23 protein-coding genes are annotated in these 19,840 nt (G+C 69.9%); 9 read left to right on the top strand and 14 right to left on the bottom strand.

The genetic code is table 11. From position 1 onward, the window contains the following. Together VB738_RS14915 and acsF are read right to left on the bottom strand one after the other, a co-directional pair. Complete coding sequence (locus tag VB738_RS14915; RefSeq protein WP_323306497.1) at nt 1-672, bottom strand: long-chain fatty aldehyde decarbonylase; 672 nt, start codon at nt 670-672, stop codon at nt 1-3. A gap of 91 nt (nt 673-763) precedes the next feature. Next, on the bottom strand, nt 764-1,816 hold the full coding sequence (gene acsF, locus VB738_RS14920; RefSeq protein ID WP_323306498.1) for a magnesium-protoporphyrin IX monomethyl ester (oxidative) cyclase: 1,053 nt from the start codon (nt 1,814-1,816) through the stop codon (nt 764-766). A gap of 145 nt (nt 1,817-1,961) precedes the next feature. Here acsF and VB738_RS14925 point away from each other — a divergent pair, with 145 nt between their 5' ends. Genes VB738_RS14925 through gorA form a run of 3 tightly spaced genes read left to right on the top strand, consistent with a single transcriptional unit; the run spans nt 1,962 to nt 4,268 of the window. Next, nucleotides 1,962-2,267, top strand: a complete 306-nt coding sequence (locus tag VB738_RS14925) for an ArsR/SmtB family transcription factor (RefSeq protein ID WP_094584033.1) — start codon at nt 1,962-1,964, stop codon at nt 2,265-2,267. Then, nucleotides 2,245-2,913 (top strand): pentapeptide repeat-containing protein, encoded by a 669-nt coding sequence (locus tag VB738_RS14930; RefSeq protein ID WP_323306499.1) that lies wholly within the window; start codon nt 2,245-2,247, stop codon nt 2,911-2,913. The genes VB738_RS14925 and VB738_RS14930 overlap by 23 nt, the downstream gene beginning before the upstream one ends. Further along, entirely contained in the window at nt 2,910-4,268 is a 1,359-nt protein-coding gene (gene gorA / locus VB738_RS14935) for a glutathione-disulfide reductase (RefSeq protein WP_323306500.1), read from the top strand. Before VB738_RS14930 ends, gorA begins: the two co-directional genes overlap by 4 nt. Nucleotides 4,269-4,283: 15 nt before the next feature. Here the strand turns inward: gorA and VB738_RS14940 are convergent, their stop codons facing one another. From VB738_RS14940 to cysK, 3 genes are all read right to left on the bottom strand, one after another. After that, nucleotides 4,284-4,565 (bottom strand): 2Fe-2S iron-sulfur cluster-binding protein, encoded by a 282-nt coding sequence (locus VB738_RS14940; RefSeq protein ID WP_323306501.1) that lies wholly within the window; start codon nt 4,563-4,565, stop codon nt 4,284-4,286. A gap of 95 nt (nt 4,566-4,660) precedes the next feature. Then, complete coding sequence (locus VB738_RS14945) at nt 4,661-5,095, bottom strand: hypothetical protein (protein WP_323306502.1); 435 nt, start codon at nt 5,093-5,095, stop codon at nt 4,661-4,663. Between the two features lie 37 nt (nt 5,096-5,132). Continuing rightward, nucleotides 5,133-6,113, bottom strand: coding sequence for a cysteine synthase A (cysK, locus tag VB738_RS14950; RefSeq protein ID WP_323306503.1), 981 nt, complete (start codon nt 6,111-6,113; stop codon nt 5,133-5,135). Between the two features lie 135 nt (nt 6,114-6,248). On the opposite strand from cysK, the gene VB738_RS14955 reads away from it, so the two are divergent. From VB738_RS14955 to VB738_RS14970, 4 genes are read left to right on the top strand one after another with little or no spacing between them, the layout of a single operon-like run. After that, entirely contained in the window at nt 6,249-6,746 is a 498-nt protein-coding gene (locus tag VB738_RS14955; protein ID WP_323306504.1) for a MotA/TolQ/ExbB proton channel family protein, read from the top strand. Beyond that, nucleotides 6,743-7,096, top strand: a complete 354-nt coding sequence (locus VB738_RS14960; protein WP_323306505.1) for a hypothetical protein — start codon at nt 6,743-6,745, stop codon at nt 7,094-7,096. The genes VB738_RS14955 and VB738_RS14960 overlap by 4 nt, the downstream gene beginning before the upstream one ends. Then, complete coding sequence (locus VB738_RS14965) at nt 7,093-7,458, top strand: hypothetical protein (protein WP_323306506.1); 366 nt, start codon at nt 7,093-7,095, stop codon at nt 7,456-7,458. Before VB738_RS14960 ends, VB738_RS14965 begins: the two co-directional genes overlap by 4 nt. Next, nucleotides 7,455-8,177 carry a hypothetical protein gene (locus VB738_RS14970; protein ID WP_323306507.1) on the top strand — a complete coding sequence of 241 codons (723 nt, stop codon included), beginning with the start codon at nt 7,455-7,457 and terminating at the stop codon, nt 8,175-8,177. Before VB738_RS14965 ends, VB738_RS14970 begins: the two co-directional genes overlap by 4 nt. A 6-nt stretch (nt 8,178-8,183) precedes the next feature. Here the strand turns inward: VB738_RS14970 and VB738_RS14975 are convergent, their stop codons facing one another. The 7 genes from VB738_RS14975 to corA all read right to left on the bottom strand — a co-directional run bounded on the left by VB738_RS14975 (nt 8,184) and on the right by corA (nt 15,230). Beyond that, nucleotides 8,184-9,389, bottom strand: coding sequence for an aminotransferase class I/II-fold pyridoxal phosphate-dependent enzyme (locus VB738_RS14975; protein WP_323306508.1), 1,206 nt, complete (start codon nt 9,387-9,389; stop codon nt 8,184-8,186). Between the two features lies 1 nt (nt 9,390). Next, nucleotides 9,391-10,491: a PAS domain-containing sensor histidine kinase gene (locus VB738_RS14980; RefSeq protein WP_323306509.1), complete on the bottom strand. Its 1,101-nt coding sequence runs from the start codon at nt 10,489-10,491 to the stop codon at nt 9,391-9,393. After that, the gene (locus VB738_RS14985; RefSeq protein WP_323306510.1) at nt 10,492-11,184 is read right to left on the bottom strand and encodes a response regulator transcription factor; all 693 of its coding nucleotides are present in this window, start codon (nt 11,182-11,184) and stop codon (nt 10,492-10,494) included. It lies immediately after the preceding gene. Nucleotides 11,185-11,228: 44 nt separating this feature from the next. After that, nucleotides 11,229-11,861 carry a Crp/Fnr family transcriptional regulator gene (locus VB738_RS14990; RefSeq protein WP_323306511.1) on the bottom strand — a complete coding sequence of 211 codons (633 nt, stop codon included), beginning with the start codon at nt 11,859-11,861 and terminating at the stop codon, nt 11,229-11,231. Nucleotides 11,862-11,938: 77 nt separating this feature from the next. Then, a complete protein-coding gene (locus VB738_RS14995) occupies nt 11,939-12,898 on the bottom strand; it encodes a CHAD domain-containing protein (RefSeq protein ID WP_323306512.1) in 960 nt (319 codons plus the stop codon). 17 nt (nt 12,899-12,915) lie between these two features. Beyond that, on the bottom strand, nt 12,916-13,935 hold the full coding sequence (locus VB738_RS15000; protein WP_323306513.1) for a PstS family phosphate ABC transporter substrate-binding protein: 1,020 nt from the start codon (nt 13,933-13,935) through the stop codon (nt 12,916-12,918). Between the two features lie 197 nt (nt 13,936-14,132). Beyond that, nucleotides 14,133-15,230: a magnesium/cobalt transporter CorA gene (gene corA, locus VB738_RS15005; protein ID WP_323306514.1), complete on the bottom strand. Its 1,098-nt coding sequence runs from the start codon at nt 15,228-15,230 to the stop codon at nt 14,133-14,135. A gap of 229 nt (nt 15,231-15,459) precedes the next feature. Between corA and VB738_RS15010 the strand changes: the two genes are divergently transcribed. Beyond that, entirely contained in the window at nt 15,460-15,675 is a 216-nt protein-coding gene (locus VB738_RS15010) for a hypothetical protein (RefSeq protein ID WP_323306515.1), read from the top strand. 26 nt (nt 15,676-15,701) lie between these two features. Here the strand turns inward: VB738_RS15010 and VB738_RS15015 are convergent, their stop codons facing one another. Further along, complete coding sequence (locus VB738_RS15015) at nt 15,702-17,522, bottom strand: pyruvate kinase (protein ID WP_323306516.1); 1,821 nt, start codon at nt 17,520-17,522, stop codon at nt 15,702-15,704. Continuing rightward, a complete protein-coding gene (locus VB738_RS15020) occupies nt 17,519-19,459 on the bottom strand; it encodes an NAD-binding protein (RefSeq protein ID WP_323306517.1) in 1,941 nt (646 codons plus the stop codon). The genes VB738_RS15015 and VB738_RS15020 overlap by 4 nt, the downstream gene beginning before the upstream one ends. Nucleotides 19,460-19,592: 133 nt before the next feature. Here VB738_RS15020 and VB738_RS15025 point away from each other — a divergent pair. Next, the coding region (locus VB738_RS15025) for a hypothetical protein (RefSeq protein WP_323306518.1) at nt 19,593-19,840 on the top strand (248 nt) is incomplete at its 3' end.

Consider the following 19,840-nt stretch of genomic DNA (forward strand, 5'->3'; position numbering starts at 1 on the left):
CTAGGCCGCCTGCGCCGCCCTGCCGGCCAGTCGCGCCACCAGCCCCCGGGCCTGGCGCGGCTCGAAGCCCACCGTCTCGATCGCCGCCTGGAAGCAGGCCACGAATTCGCCGACCACGTCGGTGGGATCGATGCCGATCGCCGTCAGGTCGTCGCGGACGCTCTGGAGCATGGCCAGCACGATCGGCAGGGCGCGCTCGCAGCAGGCCGCGATTGGTGCGGCCACCTCCGGGAACCAGGCCGCCAGCCAGCGTCCGCCGTACTCGAGGTGTTCCGCCTCATCGGTGAGCACCGCCTGGATGATCGGCGCGGCGAAGGGGTCGGCCACCGGCTGGTAGCAGCGGTAGGCGGCCACGGCGAAGCTCTCCACGATCAGGCACTGGATCACCAGGGCGCTGACGCGGTCGCCGCTGCGCACGGCCTCGCGGAACAGCCGGTGCAGGGGTGCGAACAGGCGGCGTGCCAGCGGCAGATCCGGGCGGATCCCCAGCTGCCTGCCGCAGCCGGAGAAGTCGCGGGCGTGGTGCCCCTCCATGGCGGCGAGGCGCATCAGGTCGTCGCGGTCCTCCGGCAGGAGGCCGGCCAGCAGGCGGAAGTGGCTGTCCGCCAGGCCTTCACCCACGATCACCAGGGCGTTGATGCGGCTGTAGGCATCGCGGTAGGCGGGGGTCATCAATGGCTGGGGCATGGGGAAGGACGCAAGGGAACAGAAGCTGAGCCATCCGATGGGACGGCCTGCCGGACAAACCGCTGGAGGGCCGGGCTCAGCCCGCCTCCGCCCGCACCATCGGCTGCCAGAACTGCTGCCACAGCAGCCCGCCGAAGCGCAGCCTCAGGCCGATCTGGCGCAGGGGGCCGTCCCCCTGGCGGCGGGCGACGCCCATCTCCTGGAAGCAGGCGACGAGGCGATCCCGCAGGGCGATGTAGCCGCCGGACTCCAGATCGAACACCCAGGGGAAGGCCCGGCGGGCCGTGCGGTTGGTCTGACGCATCACCTCGGCATCGAAGGCCTCCGGATCCATCCCCAGGATCCGGTAGAACTCGCCGCGCTCACAGACCGTGAGGCTGTGGGTGAGAAACACCGACCACAGGAAGAAGCGACTCAGCAGCTTGCCGCGCAGGCCCTGGCGCAGGGCCGGCCAGCAGCGGATCAGCATGTTGAAGATGTCGCCATGGCGGTTTTCGTCCTGGCACCAGGGCTCGAAGAAATCGAACAGCGGTGCGAAGTTGCTGTCGGGGTGGGCCTTGAGGTGGCGGTCGATGAGGATGTATCGCCAGTAGCCGATCTTCTCCGACAGGAAGACGCTGTAGAGCACCCAGCTCAGGGGGAACCAGGTGATCGGCCGCTTGGTGCTGAGGCTGGGCAGATCGATCTCGATGCCCTCGGCCACCAGCGCCCGGTTGAGGAAGCCGGCATGGCGGGCCTCATCGCGGGCCATCAGCTGGAACAGCCGCCCCATCTCGGGACGCTGCGCCTGGAACAGCCGCCGGGAGAGCTCCTTGAACAGCAGAAAGCCGGAGAACTCCGACACGCAGGAGCGCACCAGATAGCTCTCGTAGGCCTCCTTCTCCTCGGGGCTCAGGTCCCGGAGCCGGTCCAGCTGTGCCTTGCGATCGAAGTGGTCGCGGTTGTAGTCCGCCTCCATCTCGGCGAGCATCGCGTCGAAGGCCGGCCGCTGCGGCTCCAGATCCGTGCGGGCCGCCTTGGCGATCTGGGTCGTGTAGAACCGCGGCGTCAGCAGGTCTTCCCGCAGGTGGGGGGCCGCCGGGGCGGCCACAGATGAGCCCGCAGCAGGGGAGGAGAGGGTGGCGGTCATCGGGAGGCGACGCTGTCTCACGTCATAACGACATCGTGATACTACGTGATCCGCCCTATGCAGACTTGTGGTTTCACGATTCTGCATCAACAATCTGAGACGCAAGCGTGGTAGTCTGCCCCAGTCCTGGGTCCCGCTGCGGTCGATGGAATCTCTGGCCGACTACTTCAAGGTGTTCTCCGAACCCAACCGGCTCACGGTGCTGGAGACCCTGCGCCCGGGCCCCCTGAACGTCACGGCCGTCGTCGAGAAGACCGGCCTCAGCCAGGCCCTGGTGTCCAAGCATCTCAAGCTGCTCACCATCGCCGGGGTGGTGCGTCGCCGTCCCGAAGGCAGCCTGGTGTTCTATGAAGTGATTGACAAGGGTGTCTTCCAGCTCCTGGCCCAGGCCCGGAAGCTGATGCTCGCCTCCCGCCGCCAGCAACTCGATGCCCTTGCGGCCATCCTCTGAGCTCCCCGCCGATCTCCCCGTCGACCTGGACGCCCTCAAACGCGCCCTGGCCAAGGGGCGCCGTCACTTCGCCGGCCTGCGGCTGGGGGACCTTGATGGTGTGGCGCTCGATCTCGGCGACTGCGACCTGCACGGCGGCTGCTTCAAGGAAGGCCGCTTCGGCCACGCCCGACTGGCGGGGGCGAACGTGGAGGCGGCCTGCTTCCAGCAGGCGCTGCTCTGGGGGGCCGACCTCTCCGATCTCAAGGCCGGCGGCTCCTTCTGGCACGACGCCGATCTGTCGTCGGCCCGGCTGCAGGGGGCCGATTTCAGCGCCGCCCTGATGCACCGCTGCTGCCTGCGGGGGGTGCTCGGGGCCCACAGCCGCTGGCGGTCCACCCGGCTGGTGGAAGCCGACTTCCGCGGCGGACTCGATCAGCGCACCGATCTGGGCTGGGCCGATTTCCAGGGGGCCGATCTCAGCTTCGCCCAGATGCAGGGGGCCCTGCTGCAGGGGAGTGATCTGCGCGGTGCCTGCCTCTACGGCACCAACATGGGAGGGGCCGACCTGAGGGACGCCGATCTGCGCGGCTGCGATCTGCGGGACACCGATCTCCGGGACGCCATGCTGGAAGGCACCCTGCTCCACGACGCCCTGCTGCCATGACCGACTGCTTCGATCTGATCGTCCTCGGGGCGGGCTCCGGTGGCCTGGCCGCTGCCAAACGGGCGGCCTCCTACGGGGCCTCCGTGGCGATCGTGGAGGGCGACCGGGTGGGGGGGACCTGCGTGATCCGCGGCTGCGTACCCAAGAAGCTGCTGGTCTACGGCTCGGCCTACCGCCACGTGCTCGCCGATGCCGCCAGCTACGGCTGGCAGCTGGATGGCTTCCGACCGGACGCTTCGGTGCTGCTCGCCAACGTGCGCCGGGAGGTGGACCGACTCAATCAGCTGCACATCACCCTGCTGGAGAAGGCAGGCGTCGAGCTGGTGCGCGGCTGGGGCCGGTTCGCCGATCCCCACCACATCGAGGTGATCCAGGACGGCGAGACCAACCGACGCCTCAAGGGCGAACGGATCCTGATCGCCGCCGGCGGCCGGCCGCACCGGCCCACCATCCCCGGGGCTGAGCTGGGCTGGGTCAGCGACGACATGTTCCTGCAGGAAAGCTTCCCGGACCGGGTCGTGGTGGTGGGGGCGGGCTTCATCGCCTGCGAATTCGCCTGCATCCTGCACGGCCTTGGGGTGGCGGTGACCCTGTTGGTGCGGGGCGACCACCTGCTGCGGGGCTTCGACCGGGAAGCCTCCCATGCGGTGCAGGAGGCCATGGAGGCCGAAGGCATCGAGATCCGCTTCACCCACAGCCCCGCCGCCATCACGGGCGTGCCCGGCGCCCTGGAGCTGGTCACCCAGAGCGGCGAGGTGCTGGCCTGCGGCGGCGTGCTGCTGGCCACGGGCCGCAGGCCCTTCCTTGAGGGGCTGCAGCTGGAATGCGCCGGGGTGGCGGTGGAAGGCCACCGCATCCCGGTGGATGCCGACCAGACCACCAACGTGCCCCACATCCATGCGGTCGGCGATGTGACCGACCGCATCAACCTCACCCCGGTGGCGGTGGACGAAGGCCGGGCCTTCGCCGACACCGTCTACGGCAACAAGCCCCGCCAGGTCAACCATGACCTGGTGGCCAGCGCCGTGTTCAGCCAGCCGGAACTGGCTGGGGTGGGGCTGAGCGAGGAGGCGGCGATCGAGCGCTTCGGTGCCGAGGGCATCCGGGTGCACCGGGCCCGCTTCCGGCCCATGGCCCAGGCCCTGCCGGCCCGGGGGCCCCGGGTGCTGCTGAAGCTGATCGTGGAGAGCGCCACCGACAAAGTGGTGGGCTGCCACATGGTGGGCGAGCACAGCGCCGAGATCATTCAGATGGCGGCGATCGCCATCGGCATGGGCGCCACCAAGGCCGACTTCGACCGCACCATGGCCCTGCACCCCTCGGTGGCCGAGGAGTTCGTCACCATGGCCGGCTGAACAGGACCGGGGCGATCAGAGCTCCTCTTCCACCCCAGGCCGGATGGTGCAGTCCGCGAGGGGGTAGCTGACGCAGAGCAGGGCGAAGCCTTCGCCGATCTGGTCATCGTCGAGGAAGCTCTGGTCGGACTGGTCGACGCTGCCGGAGAGGATCTTGCCAGCACAGGTGCTGCAGGCCCCGGCGCGGCAGGAGTAGGGCAGATCAATGCCCTGCTCCTCGGCCGCGTCGAGGATGTAGGTGTCGTCGGGGCAGCTGAAGGACTTCCCTCCTTCCAGGCTGATCGTGAAGCTCGCCATGGTGCCGCAGGAGGACGATCAGGAAATCCTTGGGGAACCTGAAGCGGCGGTGTGTATCGCAGCGAACAGCGTTCGCGAGCCAGGACAAGGGGGCCTCAGGGTCCGGTGCCGGCCGGGGGGTGGCTGGGGAAGCCCCAGGCCCGGCGGAGGGCCGGGTCGGAGAGTTCCCAGGCATGTTCACTGGCCACCACGGCGGCCCGCACCCCCTCCCCCGTCAGCCCCCGGGCCGCCCGGGCGCTCTCCAGCAGCCGGCGGAACCGCAGGCTCTCCTGCAGCAGCCGATCGACCCGTTCGGCCCCCCCGGCGCTGGCGAGCATGGTCGGTTGCCGGGCGCAGAGTTCGAGGGTCTCGATGTGCTGCTCCAGCCAGGCGGCCTCGTAGTGGAGCATGGCGTCAGTGCAGCCCTCGAGCCGGGCGGCGTAGAGCGTCAGATGCTCCTCCAGCACGGCAGGGTCCCCGGAGCGGTCGACCGGGGCCGGAGCGGTGGAGCGGTCATGGAGCCGCTGCATGATCTGACGCAGGTAACTCATGGGAGGTGGCCTCGCGGTGCTCGAGCGGTCGGTGGGGTCAGACGGCCGCCAGGCCCCGTTCGTTGAACACCCCTTCGAACAGCACCGAACTGAGGTAGCGCTCGCCGGAGTCGGGCAGCACCACCACGATCGTGCGGCCCTCGAAGGCCTTCTCCCTGGCGAGCCGCAGGGCGGCCACCGTGGCGGCGCCGCAGGAGATGCCGGCCAGGATTCCTTCCTCCTTCATCAGGCGGCGGGCCATGGTCACCGCCTCCTCGTCGCTGACGGCCTCGACCCGGTCGACCAGGCTGAGGTCGAGGTTGGCGGGAACGAACCCGGCGCCGATGCCCTGGATCTTGTGGGGACCGGGCCGGAGATCCTCACCGGCGATGGTCTGGCGGATGACGGGGCTGTTCAACGGCTCCACCGCCACCGACACCAACGGCTGGCCGAGGGTGGTCTTGATGTAGCGGCTGACGCCGGTGATGGTGCCGCCGGTGCCGACGCCACAGACGAGGGCATCGACCACACCGCCGGTGTCCGTCCAGATCTCGGGGCCGGTGGTGTCGTGGTGGATGCGGGGGTTGGCCGGGTTGACGAACTGCTGCAGCATCACCCAGCGGTCCGGCTCGGACTCCGCCAGCTCCCGGGCGGCGGCGATGGCCCCCCCCATGCCCAGGCGGCCTTCGGTGAGCAGCAGATGGGCGCCATAGGCCGTAAGCAGCTTACGCCGCTCCAGGCTCATCGTTTCCGGCATCGTGAGGGTGAGGGGGATGCCCCGGGAGGCGGCCACGAACGCCAGGGCGATGCCGGTGTTGCCGCTGGTGGGCTCGATCAGTTCCTTGCCTGGCCCCAGCAGCCCATCCCGCTCGGCCTGCCAGATCATCGCCGCGCCGATGCGGCACTTGACGGAGTAGGCCGGATTGCGGCCCTCGATCTTGGCGAGCACCCGGGCGCCGCATCCCTCCGTGACGCGATGCAGCTCCACCAGCGGGGTCTGCCCGATGCTGAGGCTGTTATCGGCATGGATGGGGCTCATGGTGCTCCCTCTGGATCCGGTCCATGGGCACCTTAGTCAGCGCCCGATCCCTGGGGACTGTCAAGCAGCTGGGGCACGTCGTCCGGGCGACGTCGGCCCATACGATCGCCCCCGTCGGATGCAATCGCGCCAGGGGTGAAGACACCGGTCCCCGGGATCCATGGACCCATCGCCCTGTTGCTGCTGCTCCTTTCCATCGCCGTGGTGACGGTGGTGATCGACCGGGGCCGCTACTGGTGGGGCTGGTGGCGCGGCCGGGGCTCCCGGCGCCAGCAGTGGGAACGGGTGCTGGCCGACCAGGGCGGGTCGGCCGCCGGACGCCTGCTGGAGGACTGGGAGCTGGAGATGCGGTTCGGCGAGCCGCTGCTGCAGGCCGCCGTCGTGCTGGCGCCGCTGCTGGGGCTGGTGGGTACCGTTCTCGGTCTGATGCAGGTGCTCGCCAGCCTCGGCCCCCAGCTGCTGCTGCCGGCCGGGGCCAACCTGGCCGGGTTCGGCCAGGTGCTGCTGAGCACGGCCCTGGGCCTGATCCTGAGCCTGATCGCCAGCACCGGCCTGTTCGCCAACCAGTGGCTGCGGCACAGCCAGTGCCTGCGGCTGCAGCAGCTCGGCCGTACCTGGGCCCCGCCGGCATGAACCACGCCCTGGCCGCCCTCGTGGGGCTGACCCTGCTGTTGTGCGGGTCGGTGGCGGCGCTGGCCGACCTGGCCCGGCAGCGCCAGCCGCGGCTGCGGCCCCCGGGGGGGCCATCCCTCACGGGCGCCGTCTGGATCGTGCAGGCGCCCGGGAACCGCTGGTTCGTCAACGGAGAACCCGTCTCCCGCGGCCGACTTCCCGGCCTGCTGGGCTCCCAGCCGGCCGGCAGCGAGATCCGTTTCCTGCCGTCCGCCCGCCTGCCCCTGGGGGAGGTGGCCCGCTCCCTGGCCCACCTGCGGGCGATCAGCCCCCAGCCGGTGGGGCTGGCCCTGCCGGAGGCGGGGCCATGAACGCCGACGCCGGCCGCACGCCTCGCTGGGGGGCCGCCCTGGACGCGGTGGCCCTCGGGGCGATGGCCACCGCACTGGCGCTGCTGTCCCTGGCGCTGGTCCTGGTTCCGCAGCGGCTGGCCCAGCGTCCGGCGAGCCAGGGGATCGTCAGCCTGCACCTGGGCGCCGACGGACGGCTGCGGCTCTGGAACCAGCCGGTCCCGTCCGCTCAGCTGGCCGCCGTGCTCCAGGGTCTCGAGGCCAGCCGGGGTCGGCCCACCGTGCGTCTGATCCCCGATGCCGATGTCCCCTGGGGATCGGTGCAGCGGCTGATGGAGCGCCTGGGCCGTTCCGACCTGCCCCTGGAGCTCCAGCTGCCATGAACGTCAGCCTGCTGCGCTGGCGCCATCTGGGGCTGCCGCTGCTCGGGGCCCTGGCCCTGAACGGGCTGGTGGTCGCGATGGCCCTGCGTCCGCCCGCCAGGACAGCACCCACCGTGGCGGCCTCACCGCCGGATGACACCCCCGAACTGCTGCGGTTCAGCCGCCAGCAGGCGCGGGAGCCGGCCCTGATGGCCCTGCCCCTGCCGCCGCTCAGCGCCCTGCCGCCGCCACCGCCGACGGATCTGCCGGCCCGACAGCGCCGCGGGGCCGCCGGCCTCCGCGGCGGCGATGCGGCCACGGCCCGGAAACGGGGAAGGGCGGCGGCGGCCACCCCGGCACCGCCGGCAGCCGCTGATGATCGTGCCGGCGGCAGGACAGGCGCGGAGCTGGTGGTGACCAGCCGGATGCTGGCCCTGGCCCTGCAGGCCAGGCCCCTTGAGGCGGCCGAGGCCACCGCCCTTGCGGCCCTGTGGGAGCAGGCGGCGCCATCCCGGGAGGTGCCCTCCGGGATCGCCGCCGCTCCGGACGTGATGGAATGGCGGCGACTGCCGCTCGCCAAGGCCCGCGGCGCTGGGATGGCGTTCAGCGATCCCCTCGCCGTGCTGGCAGGCGGAAAGGTGCTGCTGCTGTGGCCGGACGGGAGCACGTTCTGGATGGTGGCGGCCGCCGCAGAGAGCCGTGCCGCCGGGGACAGCCGTGCCACAGGAATCAAACCTTGAGACGGATCACTCGCCTGCGGCCTGCAGCACCGCCAGCGCCCTGAACAGGCGCCCCAGGGCCTCCGCCAAAGCGCTGGCGTCGAGCATGCCGTAGCTGAGCCGCAGCAGGGCCTGGCCTCCCGCCCGCGGCAGACCGAAGCTGTCACCCGGAAGGGCGGCCACTCCGTGACCCAGCACCAGATGGCGCATCAGCGGCTCGCCCCCCAGGCCGCTGGGAAACCGCAGCAGGCCATAGAAGGCGCCGTCGGGGGGGCCCAGCAGCTCCAGCGTCTGGCCGCCGGTCCGGGCCGCCGCCACCGCGTCGATCAGCTGCCGGCGCCGCTGGCCCAGGGTGGCGATATGGGGCCGGCACCAGGCCGGACCGGCCTCCAGGGCCGCCAGCGCCGCCCGCTGGCTCACCAGGGGCGGACAGATCAGCACCGTGTCCTGGACCTTGGCCAGGGCCCCCATCAGTTGGCGGGGCACCGCCGCGTAGCCCACCCGCCAACCGGCCATGCCGTAGGCCTTGGAGAGGGAGAACAGGGACACGGTGTGCCCCCCGCTGCCCGGCAGCCGGCCCGGGCCTCGATGGGGGACCGCCCCATGGATGAAATCGGCATAGGCCTCGTCGCTCACGTGCAGCAGGCCGTGGCGGTGGCAGAGGCCGTTGATGGCCGCCAGCACCTCCGGGGGCGTCACCAGGCCACTGGGATTGCTGGGGGAGATCGTCACGATGGCGCGGGTGCGGGGGGTGATCGCCGCCGCCAGCCGCTCGGGATCGGGCACCAGCCCCGCCGCCACCGGCACGGGCACGCCCCCGGCCAGGCGGATCGCCATGGCGTGATTGAAATAGAAGGGCAGGGGCAGCAACACCTCGTCGCCCGGGTCGCAGAGCACCTGGGCGATGGCGTGGAAGGCCATGTTGCTGCCGGCGGTCACCAGCAGGTCGCTGCCCTCCAGATCCAGCCCCCGCACCTCGGTGAGCTCCCGCCGGACCGCCTCCAGCAGAGCCTCCTCGCCCTGCACCGGCCCGTAGCGGTCGAGCCGCCGGTCGGCTTCCACCATGGCCCGGCCGACGGCCTGGCACACCGCCTGCGGCGGCGCCCAACTGACCATGCCCTGGGCCAGGGAGAGGGCGTCCGGGCGCTGGCGCATCAGGGCCCCCACCTGGGGGATCACCGGATCGGCCACCGCCGCCATCCGCGCCGCCGCACCGGGAGATGTCCTCCCCATCTCAGGCCACCACAGGCAGGAACAGCTCCAACACCGCCCCGCCCCGGGGATGGTTGGAGGCCTGGATGCGGCCGCCATGGGTGACGGCGATCTGCTGGACGATCGCCAGACCCAGTCCGCTGCCGCCCCGGTCGCTGCGTACCCGGGAGGGATCGCCGCGGTAGAAGCGCTCGAACATGTGCTCGAGGTCGTCCTCGCTGAGGCCGGGGCCCTCGTCGCGCACCGTCAGCAGACACCAGCCCACCGTCGCTTCGATCTCCACCCACACGGTCCCTCCCTCGGGGCTGTAGCGCAGGGCATTGTCCAGCAGGTTGAGCACGGCTCGATGCAGCCGCGAGCCATCCCCCAGCACCGCCAGGTCCCCCTGGGCGGTGAACTCCAGGCGGATGGAACGCCGCTCGGCCAGGGGCCGCAGGCCGAGCCAGACCTGCTGCACCAGCTGGGGCAGGTCGACGCGGCCGCGGCGGCGCACCCCCTCGGGCAGGGTGTTCTCCAGCCGGGAGAGCTCCATCAGGTCGCCGACGAGCCGCTGCAGCCGCAGCAACTCCCGCTGCAGCCGTTCCACCAGAACGGCATTGGCGTCGTTGACGTGGGCGGCCAGGCTGTCACCCACCAGCAACAGCGCCGTGAGGGGTGTCTTGAGTTCGTGGGCCACATCGCTCACCCAGCGCTCCTGCTGCTCCAGCTGGGCTTCGAGCGAACGACGACTCTGGAGCAGCACGGCCACCCAGCCGTCGTCCCCGGGCAGGACGAACACGGCCAGCTGCTGCTCCCCGAGCTCCCAGTCGAGACGCTGGGGCCGCTCCCGCCGGCGGGCGTTGCGGATCACCTCCAGCAGCTCGGGCGACCGGCAGACCCGGTCGAGGGGTTCCTGGCGCCGCATCCCCGCTCCAGGGGCCTCCAGCAGCCGTTCGGCCCGCTGGTTGATCAGCTGGATGCGATCGCCGCTGTCGAGAATCAGCCAGCCATCGGGGGCCTCTCCGATCCAGCGCAGCAACTGCCGAAGGGACAGCCCGGAGAGGGATCGGCCGGGCCGACCGGTACGACGCGCCAGCAGCCAACCCAGGGCGAGACCCAGCAGCCCCGCCAGCAGAACCCCCATTCAGCCGAAGCGGTAGCCGAAGCCCCGGACGGTGATCAGGTGCTCGGGGGCCGAAGGGTTGGCCTCCAGCTTCTCCCTCAGCCAGCGGATGTGGACGTCGACCGTCTTGCTGTCGCCGAAGTAGTCGTAGCCCCAGACCCGCTCGAGCAGCTTGTCGCGGCTCCAGACGCGGCGGGGATGCTGCATGAACAGCTCCAGCAGCCGGTACTCCTTCGGCGAGAGGTTGACCTCCAGGCCATCGCGGGTGACGCGGCACTCCTCGGGGAACAGGCTGAGGTTGGCGTGCTGAAGCACCTTGGCGGCCACCTCCACCGAGCGGCTGCGGCGCAGCAGGGCACGGCAGCGGGCCACCAGCTCCCGCAGACCGAAGGGCTTGATCAGATAGTCGTCGGCCCCCACCTCCAGCCCCAGCACCCGGTCGGTCTCGCTGTCGCGGGCACTGACCACCAGGATGGGGGTCTGGTTGCCGGCAGAGCGCAGCTGCCGGCAGAGGTCAAGTCCCCCCAGCCCGGGCAGCATCAGATCGAGAACGACGAGGGAGAACTCCTCACCCGGTGGGCATTCCTGCAGGGTGCGCAGGGCCTCCTTGCCGTTGCCGCAAGCGGTGACGGAAAAGCCCTCCAGCACCAGAACGTCGCGGATGGTTTCGCGGATCGTGTCGTCGTCCTCGACGACCAGAAGCGGGGGATGCATGCCGGCATTATCGCTGTCGGCGACGGGGAGATCCCAGAACTGTCTCAACGCCGTGGCAGATAGCTGACCACCAGACGCCGCTGGCTGTCGAGCTGCAGCCAGCCCTCGTCGCGGAGGGCGCCGATCACGCGGGTGACCGTGACACGGGTGGTGGCCAGGGCGCTGGCCACCTCCTGATGGGTCAGGCGCAGGTTGAGGCGCAGACCCGATTCACAGGGCTGGCCGTACTCACTGGCGAGAAGTTCGAGGAAGCCGCGCACCCGTTCGTCGACACGTTTCAGACCCATCAGGGCCAGCAGGGCCTGGCTCTGCTGGATGCGCTGGCCCAGGGCTTCCAGCATGGCCACGGCCAGGGTGCCGTCCTGGCGGATCTCGCTGCAGCTGAGGCAGAGCAGGTCCGTGTCGGACAGGGTGGTGGCGGCGTAGGCCTCGACACCGTTGAGGGGATCACCGAAGGGCTCGTTGGGGCCGGCCAGACCGAGCAGCATCTCGTCGCCGTGGATGGTGATGGCACTCAGCTTGACCATGCCGCGAACCACAAGCCAGACGTTGTTCTTCAGCAGGGGGACGTGACTCCCGGCGCTGACATGAACCAGACTGCGTTTCTGGTAGTTCGCTTCGAGAAGCTCGCGGAATCCATCCTTGCTGCCGGATTCACGGGAGGGCGTGAATACCATCGGGGAAAGCGCATCGGATGCAGCGAACTGTATGCAGCGACACTCGGTAGATGGGCAAAGGGCTGGTAGTGCTTTGGTTAAGAGCTCGGTAAGGCGGATGGGGCCACCAGGCCCGGTTTCGGCAGACCCTCGCAGCGACGTTCGAGCAACGCCATCGCCAGGCTGCGGCGCCGCTCGGGGAGGATCAGGCCATCGGCCCGCTGACGCCAGTGTTCCCAGCAGGTCTGGGCGCGGCGGCGCAGCAGGGCCTCCAGCACGGGCACGCTGCGCACCAGCCCCGCTGGCAGCTGGTCATCGATCGCCTTCTCCAGGACATGGAGATCGTTGAGTTCGCCGAGCAGCTCCTGCAGGTCCCGCAACTCGGCCATCCACTGCCGGCAGCGGGAGCCGGTAACGGCACCGAGGTTCTCCAGGCCATAGCGCGCCGTCTTCAGTCGCTTGCGCAGGTCGTGGACGAGCTCCATGTCGCCGTGACGATCCGCGATGAACCAGCCGGGGTGCTGGAACAGGCCGGCCACCATCGGGGCCTGCCACTCCTGGGTCCAGGAGCGCAGGGGAAGGGCCCCCAGCGGGGTGAGATCGGGCTCCCTGAGCCAGCCCTGCAGCTGGGAGAGCAGCTTCAGATAGCCGCCGCTGCGCAGGGCCGTGACCAGCTGCTCGTAGGCCAGGGCCCGCTCGCGCCGCAACTGCTTCAGCACCGGCCGCAGGGCCTTGCGCTCCGCCTCAGGCAGCTCGCCCATGAGGTCCTGCTCCAGCCGCTGGCGCAGCACATCCAGATCCCGCGCCATGCCGAGCCGACGCACCGTCTTGGCGAGCCGGGGATCGCCGACGGCCCGGGGCAGCCGCAGGGCGGGGGCGAACTGCTGCAGACAGGTGCGCAGACGACGCAGGGACACCCGCATCTGATGCAGGGGTTCGGGGTCCCGGTCGGCCAGAACGGGTCCCTGGAGGGACACCAGCTTGTGGGTATGGCGGCCGATCAGATCAACGGCGAAGGCTCCGTTGCTGAAGGGATGGTCGTCGTGCGGGCTGGCCATGGAAAGGGCCAAGGGCCTCAACGGGGTGTCTTCGAGCGGATCTCCTCGAAGCTGCGGCGGATGGCCTGGCTGATGGTGAGTCCGATGGGCAGATCGCCGCCGAAGGAGGTGCCCAGCAGATGCCGATAGAGCTTGGACTCAACAATACGGTAGGTATCGGGAGGCAGGGGAATGGCGCCGGCCTGCTCGGTGAAGCGCAGACCCCTCTGAACGGCGAACGTGATGAACCGGCGTACGTCCGGCCTCTCCCGCAGGTCCTTGTCGTTCACGTAGACAAACAGCGGACGGGAGAGGGGCTGGTAGCGCTCCCGCTGGACATTGTTCACCGAGGGCAGCCAGGCGCCCCTCGGACCGGCAATTTCAAGGGCTTTCAGCTTGCCGCCCTGGCTGCGGTAGTAGGAGAAACCAAAGTAACCGAGGGCAAGCGGATTTTTCTCAACACAACGTACCAGAACGTTATCATCTTCACTGCCGGTGTAATCGCTACGGGAGTTACCCGAATCTCCGTTGATGGCTTTGTTGAAGTAGTCAAAGGTGCCAGAATCCTTGCCGGGGCCGCAAAGGCTGATCGGCCGATCCGGCCAGGCGGGATTGACCTGTTTCCAACGCTGGATACGTCCCTGAGCCTTGCGGTTCCAGAGGGTGGAGAGCTGGGCCGTACTGATGCGGCTGGCCCAGGTGTTGCGGGGGTTGACCACCACGGAGATGGCATCGAAGGCCAGCGGCAGTTCGATGAAGCGGACACCCCTGGCGGCGCAGGCCTTCAGTTCCTTGGAATTGATCGGGCGGGAGGAATTGCTGATCGGGATCTCACCTCGGCAGAAGCTGCGCAGGCCGCCGGAGCTGCCCGTCTCCTTCAGGGCGATGGAGACCGGCGGACCACCCGGCCGCTCCTGGAAGGCCCTGGCGGCCGCCTCCATGATGGGGAAGACGGTGCTCGACCCCTCGATCCGCACCACCGGCGCCGGGGCGCTCTGGGCCTGGGCCCGCTGCGCCACCAGGGAGGGCCCCAGCCAGACCCCGATCAAAAGACCCAACCCAGCTCCGACCCGGTGGCGCTTCGCCCCCGGGCACGGCGTCGGAACTGTCGCGGACAGCTTCAGGACCATGGGTCTTGACCAGCGAAGGGGAGGCGCTGGGCCGATCCTGCACCACGAAGACCGGGGGTTGGGTTAAGGGGAGATTGTGGCTGGGACCGCGGGAGTGCCTTGGGCGGCGGATGGGTCCCAGGCCGTCAGCCCTGCCCCGTCCAGTCCTGGAACCAGCCCCGCCGCCACAGCCACCAGGCCTGGAGCGTGGCGATCAGCAGCATCAGCAGCATGACGAGGGCGTAACCATGGCGCCACTTCAGCTCGGGCATGTACTCGAAGTTCATGCCGTAGATGCCGACGATGAACGTGAGCGGCGCAAAGATGCTGGTGAGGATGGTGAGGGTCTTCATCACCTGGTTCATCCGGTTGCCCACGCTGGCCGCATAGGACTGGGTGATGGCATCGCACTGATTCCGCAGCGACCCGCAGGCCTCGAACAGCTGGTCGACGAGTTCGGCCATGTCCCGGAAGCCTTCCAGCGCCTCGGTGCCCAGCAGTCGTTGCCGCTGGCGCAGCAGCAGACGGATCTGGTGGCGCAGGGGCCAGATCAAGGTGCGGATGATCCGCAGATTGCTGCGGAATTCGTAGGAGCGGCGCAGGATCAACGGCCGGGGATTCCGCAGGGAGGATTCCTCCAGGGCATCCAGCCGCTGGGACATGGCCTCCAGCATGGGGAAGAGGTCGTCGAGCAGGTCATCAATGACAAAGTGCAGGATGTCATCCAGATCCCTGTCGGCCAGCGATCCCGACTTGGACAGCAGCCACTCGGTGAGATCCGGGAAGGGATCCCCACCGCAGCCTTCCTCCAGGGTGATCAGCAAGCCGGGCAGCAGGACCAGGCCCACCTGCTCGCTGACCAGATGGGCCGGATCCTTGGCGAAACTGAGCCGGTGCAGCACCACCAGCAGCACATCCTCCAGTCCGTTGACCTGGGGCCGCTGGGGGACTTCGAGCAGGGGGGCCAGCACGACCGCCGGCACCTCCAGGCGATCCAGGAGCTGCTGGATGTAGCGGCGATCCCCAAGCCCCTGCAGGCGCAGCCACAGGGGAGTGCCGGCCTGGCGCAGGCTGGCCAGCAGCTCGATGGCGGGGGAGGGGGTCCGCACTGGCCCGGAATCCAGAAACAGCACCGCATCGGCCCGGGTGGGTCCGAGCCCGCCATGGACGTAAAGATGGGTAGGAAGGCCCGCCGGACGCTGCTCCAGGCGCTGGGAATTCAGCGCCCCTGGGGTAAGTCGCACGACTGACGTCCCGGTTGTTGCCATGATTCAACCGCAATTGTCCGGGGGAAGGCCTGACGTGCGGCGATGCGCCGACGCAGGGTCTGGGGCGGTGGAGGGAGCTTTACGGAGCCTTAACACGGTCTGGCTAAGATTTCAAACCGATTGAAGAGTGACATTGACAAATCAGCCCTCCACGGGACCGCTCCATCCCGAACTCGGCCGGCCTGAAAGGGATGTCAAATCTCCCATGGAGGCCCATAGCAGCTACCGGGGCAGCGACTGGAGCCCGGAGCGGCTGATGTTCCACCAGAACCTGGAGTCCTTCGCCGACCAGGTCGGCTTGATCGTCGGCCTGCAGGCCAACGGCAAGATGACCCAGGACGAGGCCTACGCGAAAATCAAGAAGATCTGGAAAGGGCTCAAATTCACCCGCAGTTCCCTCTTCGACGAATCCACGGACTGATCCTGCCGTCTGCGCTGTGACAGCGATCACGGCAGCTGGTCGTCGGGTTCACAGTTGCTCCGGAACGCCAGGCAGGTGGGCAGGGGCAGGTTGCGATCGCTGCGGTCACTGGCGCTGCGGGCCATGATCCCCTCCAGCACCTTCACGGTGGTCGTGATGTTGGGTCCCTTGTTGAGCATCACCGCATCGGCCCGGGCCCCCATCGCCGCATCGGTGATTTCGGCGCGCGTGGGATGGCCGTGCTGGGCCAGGGTGTCGAGCACCTCGGTGGCCCAGATGCAGGGCACATGCGCCGCCGCGCAGATCCGCAGGATCTCCTCCTGAATCGGCGCCAGGGCCTCCCAGCCGCACTCGATCGCCAGATCGCCCCGGGCGATCATCACGCCCACCGGGGCGCCGTGGGCCATGGCCGCAAGCAGCAGCCGGGGCAGGTTCAGGAAGGCCTGGCGGGTTTCGATCTTGAGCACCACCGCCAGATCGCCCCGGTCCATCTCCTCCAGGCAGTGGCGCAGGGTCTGGATGTCGGACTCCCGGTGCACGAAGGAATAGCTGATCATGTCGGCGTGCTGCGTCACGAACGCCAGGTCCTCGATGTCCTTGGCGGTGAGGGCCGGCGTGCGCAGTTCACTGTCGGGGACATTGATCCCCTTGTCGGAGCGAAGCCGGCTGCCCCCGGCCTGCGCCGTGGTGACCTCCACCACCACCTCCTGGGAGGACACCCCACGGATCACGGCACCGATACGACCATCGTCGAAGAGCACCCGTTCGCCGAGGCCAAGATCGCCGAAGACCTCCGGCAGGGTGCAGGGGAGCGTGGCGCCGCCCTGGTCCGGCTCCGGTGTCAGGCGGAGGACGTCGCCCGGACGCAGCAGCCGTTCGCCGCTCACCGGCGCCAGCGGGCCGATACGCAGCCGGGCTTTGCCGTGCCGTTGGCGGAACACCAGGCCGGACGTGAAGTGGCAAGTCTTTTCGGCCTGCAGCAGCAGAACCCCATCGGGGCCGCGTCGAACCACCCGGAGGGTGCGCCGGCGGCCGGAGGCATCCCGCCCCTGCAGGCGATTCCCCCGCTTCAGCCGCTTCGCCCTCGACAGTCGCGCCGGCAGCCGCACGGCCTGCGTCTCCTGCGGCCGGGGCAAGGCCCCAGGCGGCACCACCAGGATCCGCACCGGCTGGGTGGGCCGCCCCATCCGGTCGCGGGGGGGACGGGCGCGGATCACCGCGGGCTGGGGGGCCAGCTGGCCGGTGCGCAGTTTCGGGCCCGCCAGGTCCATGGCGATCGCACAGGGACGGCCCGTGATCACCCGGGCCTGGCTGAGCGCGTCCACCATCCGGCCCCAGACCTCGGGGTCGTCATGGGCGCAATTGATGCGGGCGATGGTCATCCCCGCCTCCAGCAGATCCGCCACCAGAGCGGGGCGCTCGGCGGCCTCCGCCGGCAGCGTGACCATGATTCCGGCGACCCCCGCGGCGGCCAAGGCGCCGAACAACCGGTCGCAATGCTGCTCCAGCGCGTCGGGACCGCCCAGCTGGATCCGGCCCCCCGCCGAGGGGCCCAGACCTTCGATCGCTTCCAGGGCGGTGATCACCGCCTCCAGACTGGCCAGCAGGTGGGCGTCACAATCGGCAAGGGAACACAGACCCCGTTGCCGCAGCGCCTTCGGCAGACCGGGGTGGGCATGGCGGTGGAAGGCAATGAAATGCAGCAGGTTGCGGGCACTGTCCCGGTAGTCGGGGTGAATGGCCTCCAGGCAGGCGACCTCCTCCACCTCGATGCGCTTCAGGGTGGCCCTGAGGGCCCGCAGGGTGTCAAGCAACCAGAGGGCCGGGGCAGGAGCGGGATCCTTCACGGCCGCAGGCCCTCGCTGGCTGCAGCTTCAGCCACGGCAACGGCTTCCACCGTGCAGTGGAGGCCCTGGCGACGCAGGTCCTCCGCCAGCTGTTCAGCCAGCTCGCGGTCGAGGGCCGGGGTGAGGTGCTCCTTTCCATCGAGCAGGGGATCCATCGCCCCCGGCGCGCCGCCCAGATGCCTGGCCAGGGACTGCAGGGCCTCGAAACGGCCTTCTTCCCTGGGCGCACCCTGCAGGCGCAGGCGCCACCCGGGCGGCACGGGGCAGCCCAGCTCGACCCGCCGCAGCTGAGCCAGGGTGGCCAGCACCACCAGTTGATCCCCCGCCGCCAGGACCAGATCGAGAGAGGGCAACACCAGGGGGGAACGGCGTCCTGGACGCAGCAGATGGATGGTGGTGACGCCGTAGCCCTGCTCCACCCGGGAGAGGTTCAGCCCCCACAGTGCATCGCCCTGCTGGATCCGGTACCGCACCAGCAAGTGGTTGGCCCCATCGATGCGGCAGATCTCCTCCACCCGTTCGCCGAAGGCCGTGGCCACCACGGCATCGGCCACCAGGTCCATGCTGGAGATCACCGCCATGCCGCCAAGCAGATCGCCGAGTTGTTCGGCCGCCTCAACGGCATGGGAGAGGATCACGTAACGGGCCTCAGGCCAGGCCTTCTGCAGTTGGAAGGTCTCCTGAAGATTGGCCAGCAGATCCACCGAGAGCAGGCCGATCCCCTCCAGCCGGCAGGGCCGCAGCGCGGCGAGGGCCGCCTCCCAGCGCGGGACGACCACCATCCCCGGCCGCTGCAGCACCGGCCCGGGTCGCGGATCGATCCGCAGCACCTGCAGGCCATCCCTGACCAGATTCCCGGCCACCCGCTCGGCCAGCTCCTCCCCTTCCGCCAGCAGGATCCAGCGACTCCCCCGGCGGAAGCGTCCGGGACGGCCCAGGCCGAAACTCTCCCGCAACAGGCGCTCCAGGATCACCGCCACCAGGGCGGAGGTGAGCAGGGTCCCGATCAGCGCGTACAGCAGGGTGACGCCGATCAGCCAGGGGGACGCTGCAGCGATGCCATCCCCTGGGGGCAGCATGACGTTCACCGGGTCGACGTACTCCCCCAGCAGCAGCGCCAGGGTGACGAACACCCCCTGCCTCCAGCCGCCCCCGGCGGAGAACAGGGCCAGACCCAGGGTCAGCAGCACCAGGATCACGAGCAGGCCGGCCTGCTGGAGCCGGCTGCACTGCCGCCACAGGCGCAGCGGAGCCCCCAGGCCGCGGCGCAGGGCCAGCCACCGGCCCCTGGCCGTCGTGGCGGGGACCGCCTCCGCCGAGCGGTGGTGGTGCGACCCCATCGGCACCACCTGCAGGGACCTGACCGGATTCTCGCCGTCGTGGCGCAGGGCGCGCTGCTGCCGCCGGGCGGGGTCGCTGCCCTCCACCACCAGATAGGACTCGCCATCCACCCGGAAGCAGGCCTCCTGGTCGCCGGGCCGCAGGGCCTCGGTGATGGCCCCGGCCGTGAGCAGCAGGGGGTCGACCACGGCCACCCCGGGCAGCCGCTCCTCGAGCAGGGCCCCGAGGCTGGCCAGCTGGCCGGAGGAGCGCACCACCAGGTCCGCTGTGGGGTTGAGCAACCTCACCTGCAGGGCCGCTTCCACGTTCACCGTGCTCTCGCTGCTCAGCAGCAGCACCGCACGGGCCGTGCCCACACCAGCCTGGGAGAGCACGTGGGGCAGGCGCATGTCCCCCAGCGCCAGGCTGGACCCGAAGCGCTCCTCCAGGCGGGGATCACGCCAGTCCGGTCGCCGGCGATCCAGACACCGCAACGGCACGTCGAAGGGAAGCAGACGCAGCAGGCAGGCCTGGCCGAGGGATCCGAGCCCGCAGATCAGCACCGGGCCCTCCCGCGGGCAGGACGCCCCGGGAGCGGACAGTGGCGTGGGGGCCACCCCGGGCTGGGCTGCAGGGTCGGGAATGGGAACTGGGCAGGCCCCTCCATCTTCCCAAGCCGGCAGGGTTCCGGCGTTCCCCGGGCCTTAACCATCCCTGGTGATGGTCGGGGTGTGCCCGTGAGCATCCAGCATGACAAGCACCCTGGCCACCGTGATGGGTCTCCCCGAAGTCGGCGCCTACAGCGATCCCCAGCGCAACGGCCTGAGGGCGCAGGATCTGCTCGACGGTCTGATCGAGCACCTGCTCTACTCCCTGGGGCGGCGTGTGCAGAAAGCGGGCCGGCACGACCTTTACATGGCGCTCAGCTACGCCGTGCGTGACCGGCTGATGACCCGCTACCTGGCGGGCATCGAGGCCATCGGCGCCAACCCCAGGCG

It is taken from the genome of Cyanobium gracile UHCC 0139 (assembly GCF_034931325.1).
GTDB lineage: Bacteria > Cyanobacteriota > Cyanobacteriia > PCC-6307 > Cyanobiaceae > Cyanobium > Cyanobium gracile_B.

Excerpts from the sequence above, each read along its gene's own strand:
- VB738_RS14995 (WP_323306512.1), bottom strand. The coding sequence starts at position 12,898 with ATGGCCAGCCCGCACGACGACCATCCCTTCAGCAACGGAGCCTTCGCC.
- VB738_RS14980 (WP_323306509.1), bottom strand. The coding sequence starts at position 10,491 with ATGGGGGTTCTGCTGGCGGGGCTGCTGGGTCTCGCCCTGGGTTGGCTG.
- VB738_RS14990 (WP_323306511.1), bottom strand. The coding sequence starts at position 11,861 with ATGGTATTCACGCCCTCCCGTGAATCCGGCAGCAAGGATGGATTCCGC.
- VB738_RS14985 (WP_323306510.1), bottom strand. The coding sequence starts at position 11,184 with ATGCATCCCCCGCTTCTGGTCGTCGAGGACGACGACACGATCCGCGAA.
- VB738_RS14925 (WP_094584033.1), top strand. The coding sequence starts at position 1,962 with ATGGAATCTCTGGCCGACTACTTCAAGGTGTTCTCCGAACCCAACCGG.
- acsF (WP_323306498.1), bottom strand. The coding sequence starts at position 1,816 with ATGACCGCCACCCTCTCCTCCCCTGCTGCGGGCTCATCTGTGGCCGCC.
- VB738_RS14945 (WP_323306502.1), bottom strand. The coding sequence starts at position 5,095 with ATGAGTTACCTGCGTCAGATCATGCAGCGGCTCCATGACCGCTCCACC.
- VB738_RS15010 (WP_323306515.1), top strand. The coding sequence starts at position 15,460 with ATGGAGGCCCATAGCAGCTACCGGGGCAGCGACTGGAGCCCGGAGCGG.
- cysK (WP_323306503.1), bottom strand. The coding sequence starts at position 6,113 with ATGAGCCCCATCCATGCCGATAACAGCCTCAGCATCGGGCAGACCCCG.
- VB738_RS14915 (WP_323306497.1), bottom strand. The coding sequence starts at position 672 with ATGACCCCCGCCTACCGCGATGCCTACAGCCGCATCAACGCCCTGGTG.
- VB738_RS14965 (WP_323306506.1), top strand. The coding sequence starts at position 7,093 with ATGAACGCCGACGCCGGCCGCACGCCTCGCTGGGGGGCCGCCCTGGAC.
- VB738_RS14960 (WP_323306505.1), top strand. The coding sequence starts at position 6,743 with ATGAACCACGCCCTGGCCGCCCTCGTGGGGCTGACCCTGCTGTTGTGC.
- VB738_RS14940 (WP_323306501.1), bottom strand. The coding sequence starts at position 4,565 with ATGGCGAGCTTCACGATCAGCCTGGAAGGAGGGAAGTCCTTCAGCTGC.
- VB738_RS14930 (WP_323306499.1), top strand. The coding sequence starts at position 2,245 with ATGCCCTTGCGGCCATCCTCTGAGCTCCCCGCCGATCTCCCCGTCGAC.
- VB738_RS14970 (WP_323306507.1), top strand. The coding sequence starts at position 7,455 with ATGAACGTCAGCCTGCTGCGCTGGCGCCATCTGGGGCTGCCGCTGCTC.
- gorA (WP_323306500.1), top strand. The coding sequence starts at position 2,910 with ATGACCGACTGCTTCGATCTGATCGTCCTCGGGGCGGGCTCCGGTGGC.
- VB738_RS14975 (WP_323306508.1), bottom strand. The coding sequence starts at position 9,389 with ATGGGGAGGACATCTCCCGGTGCGGCGGCGCGGATGGCGGCGGTGGCC.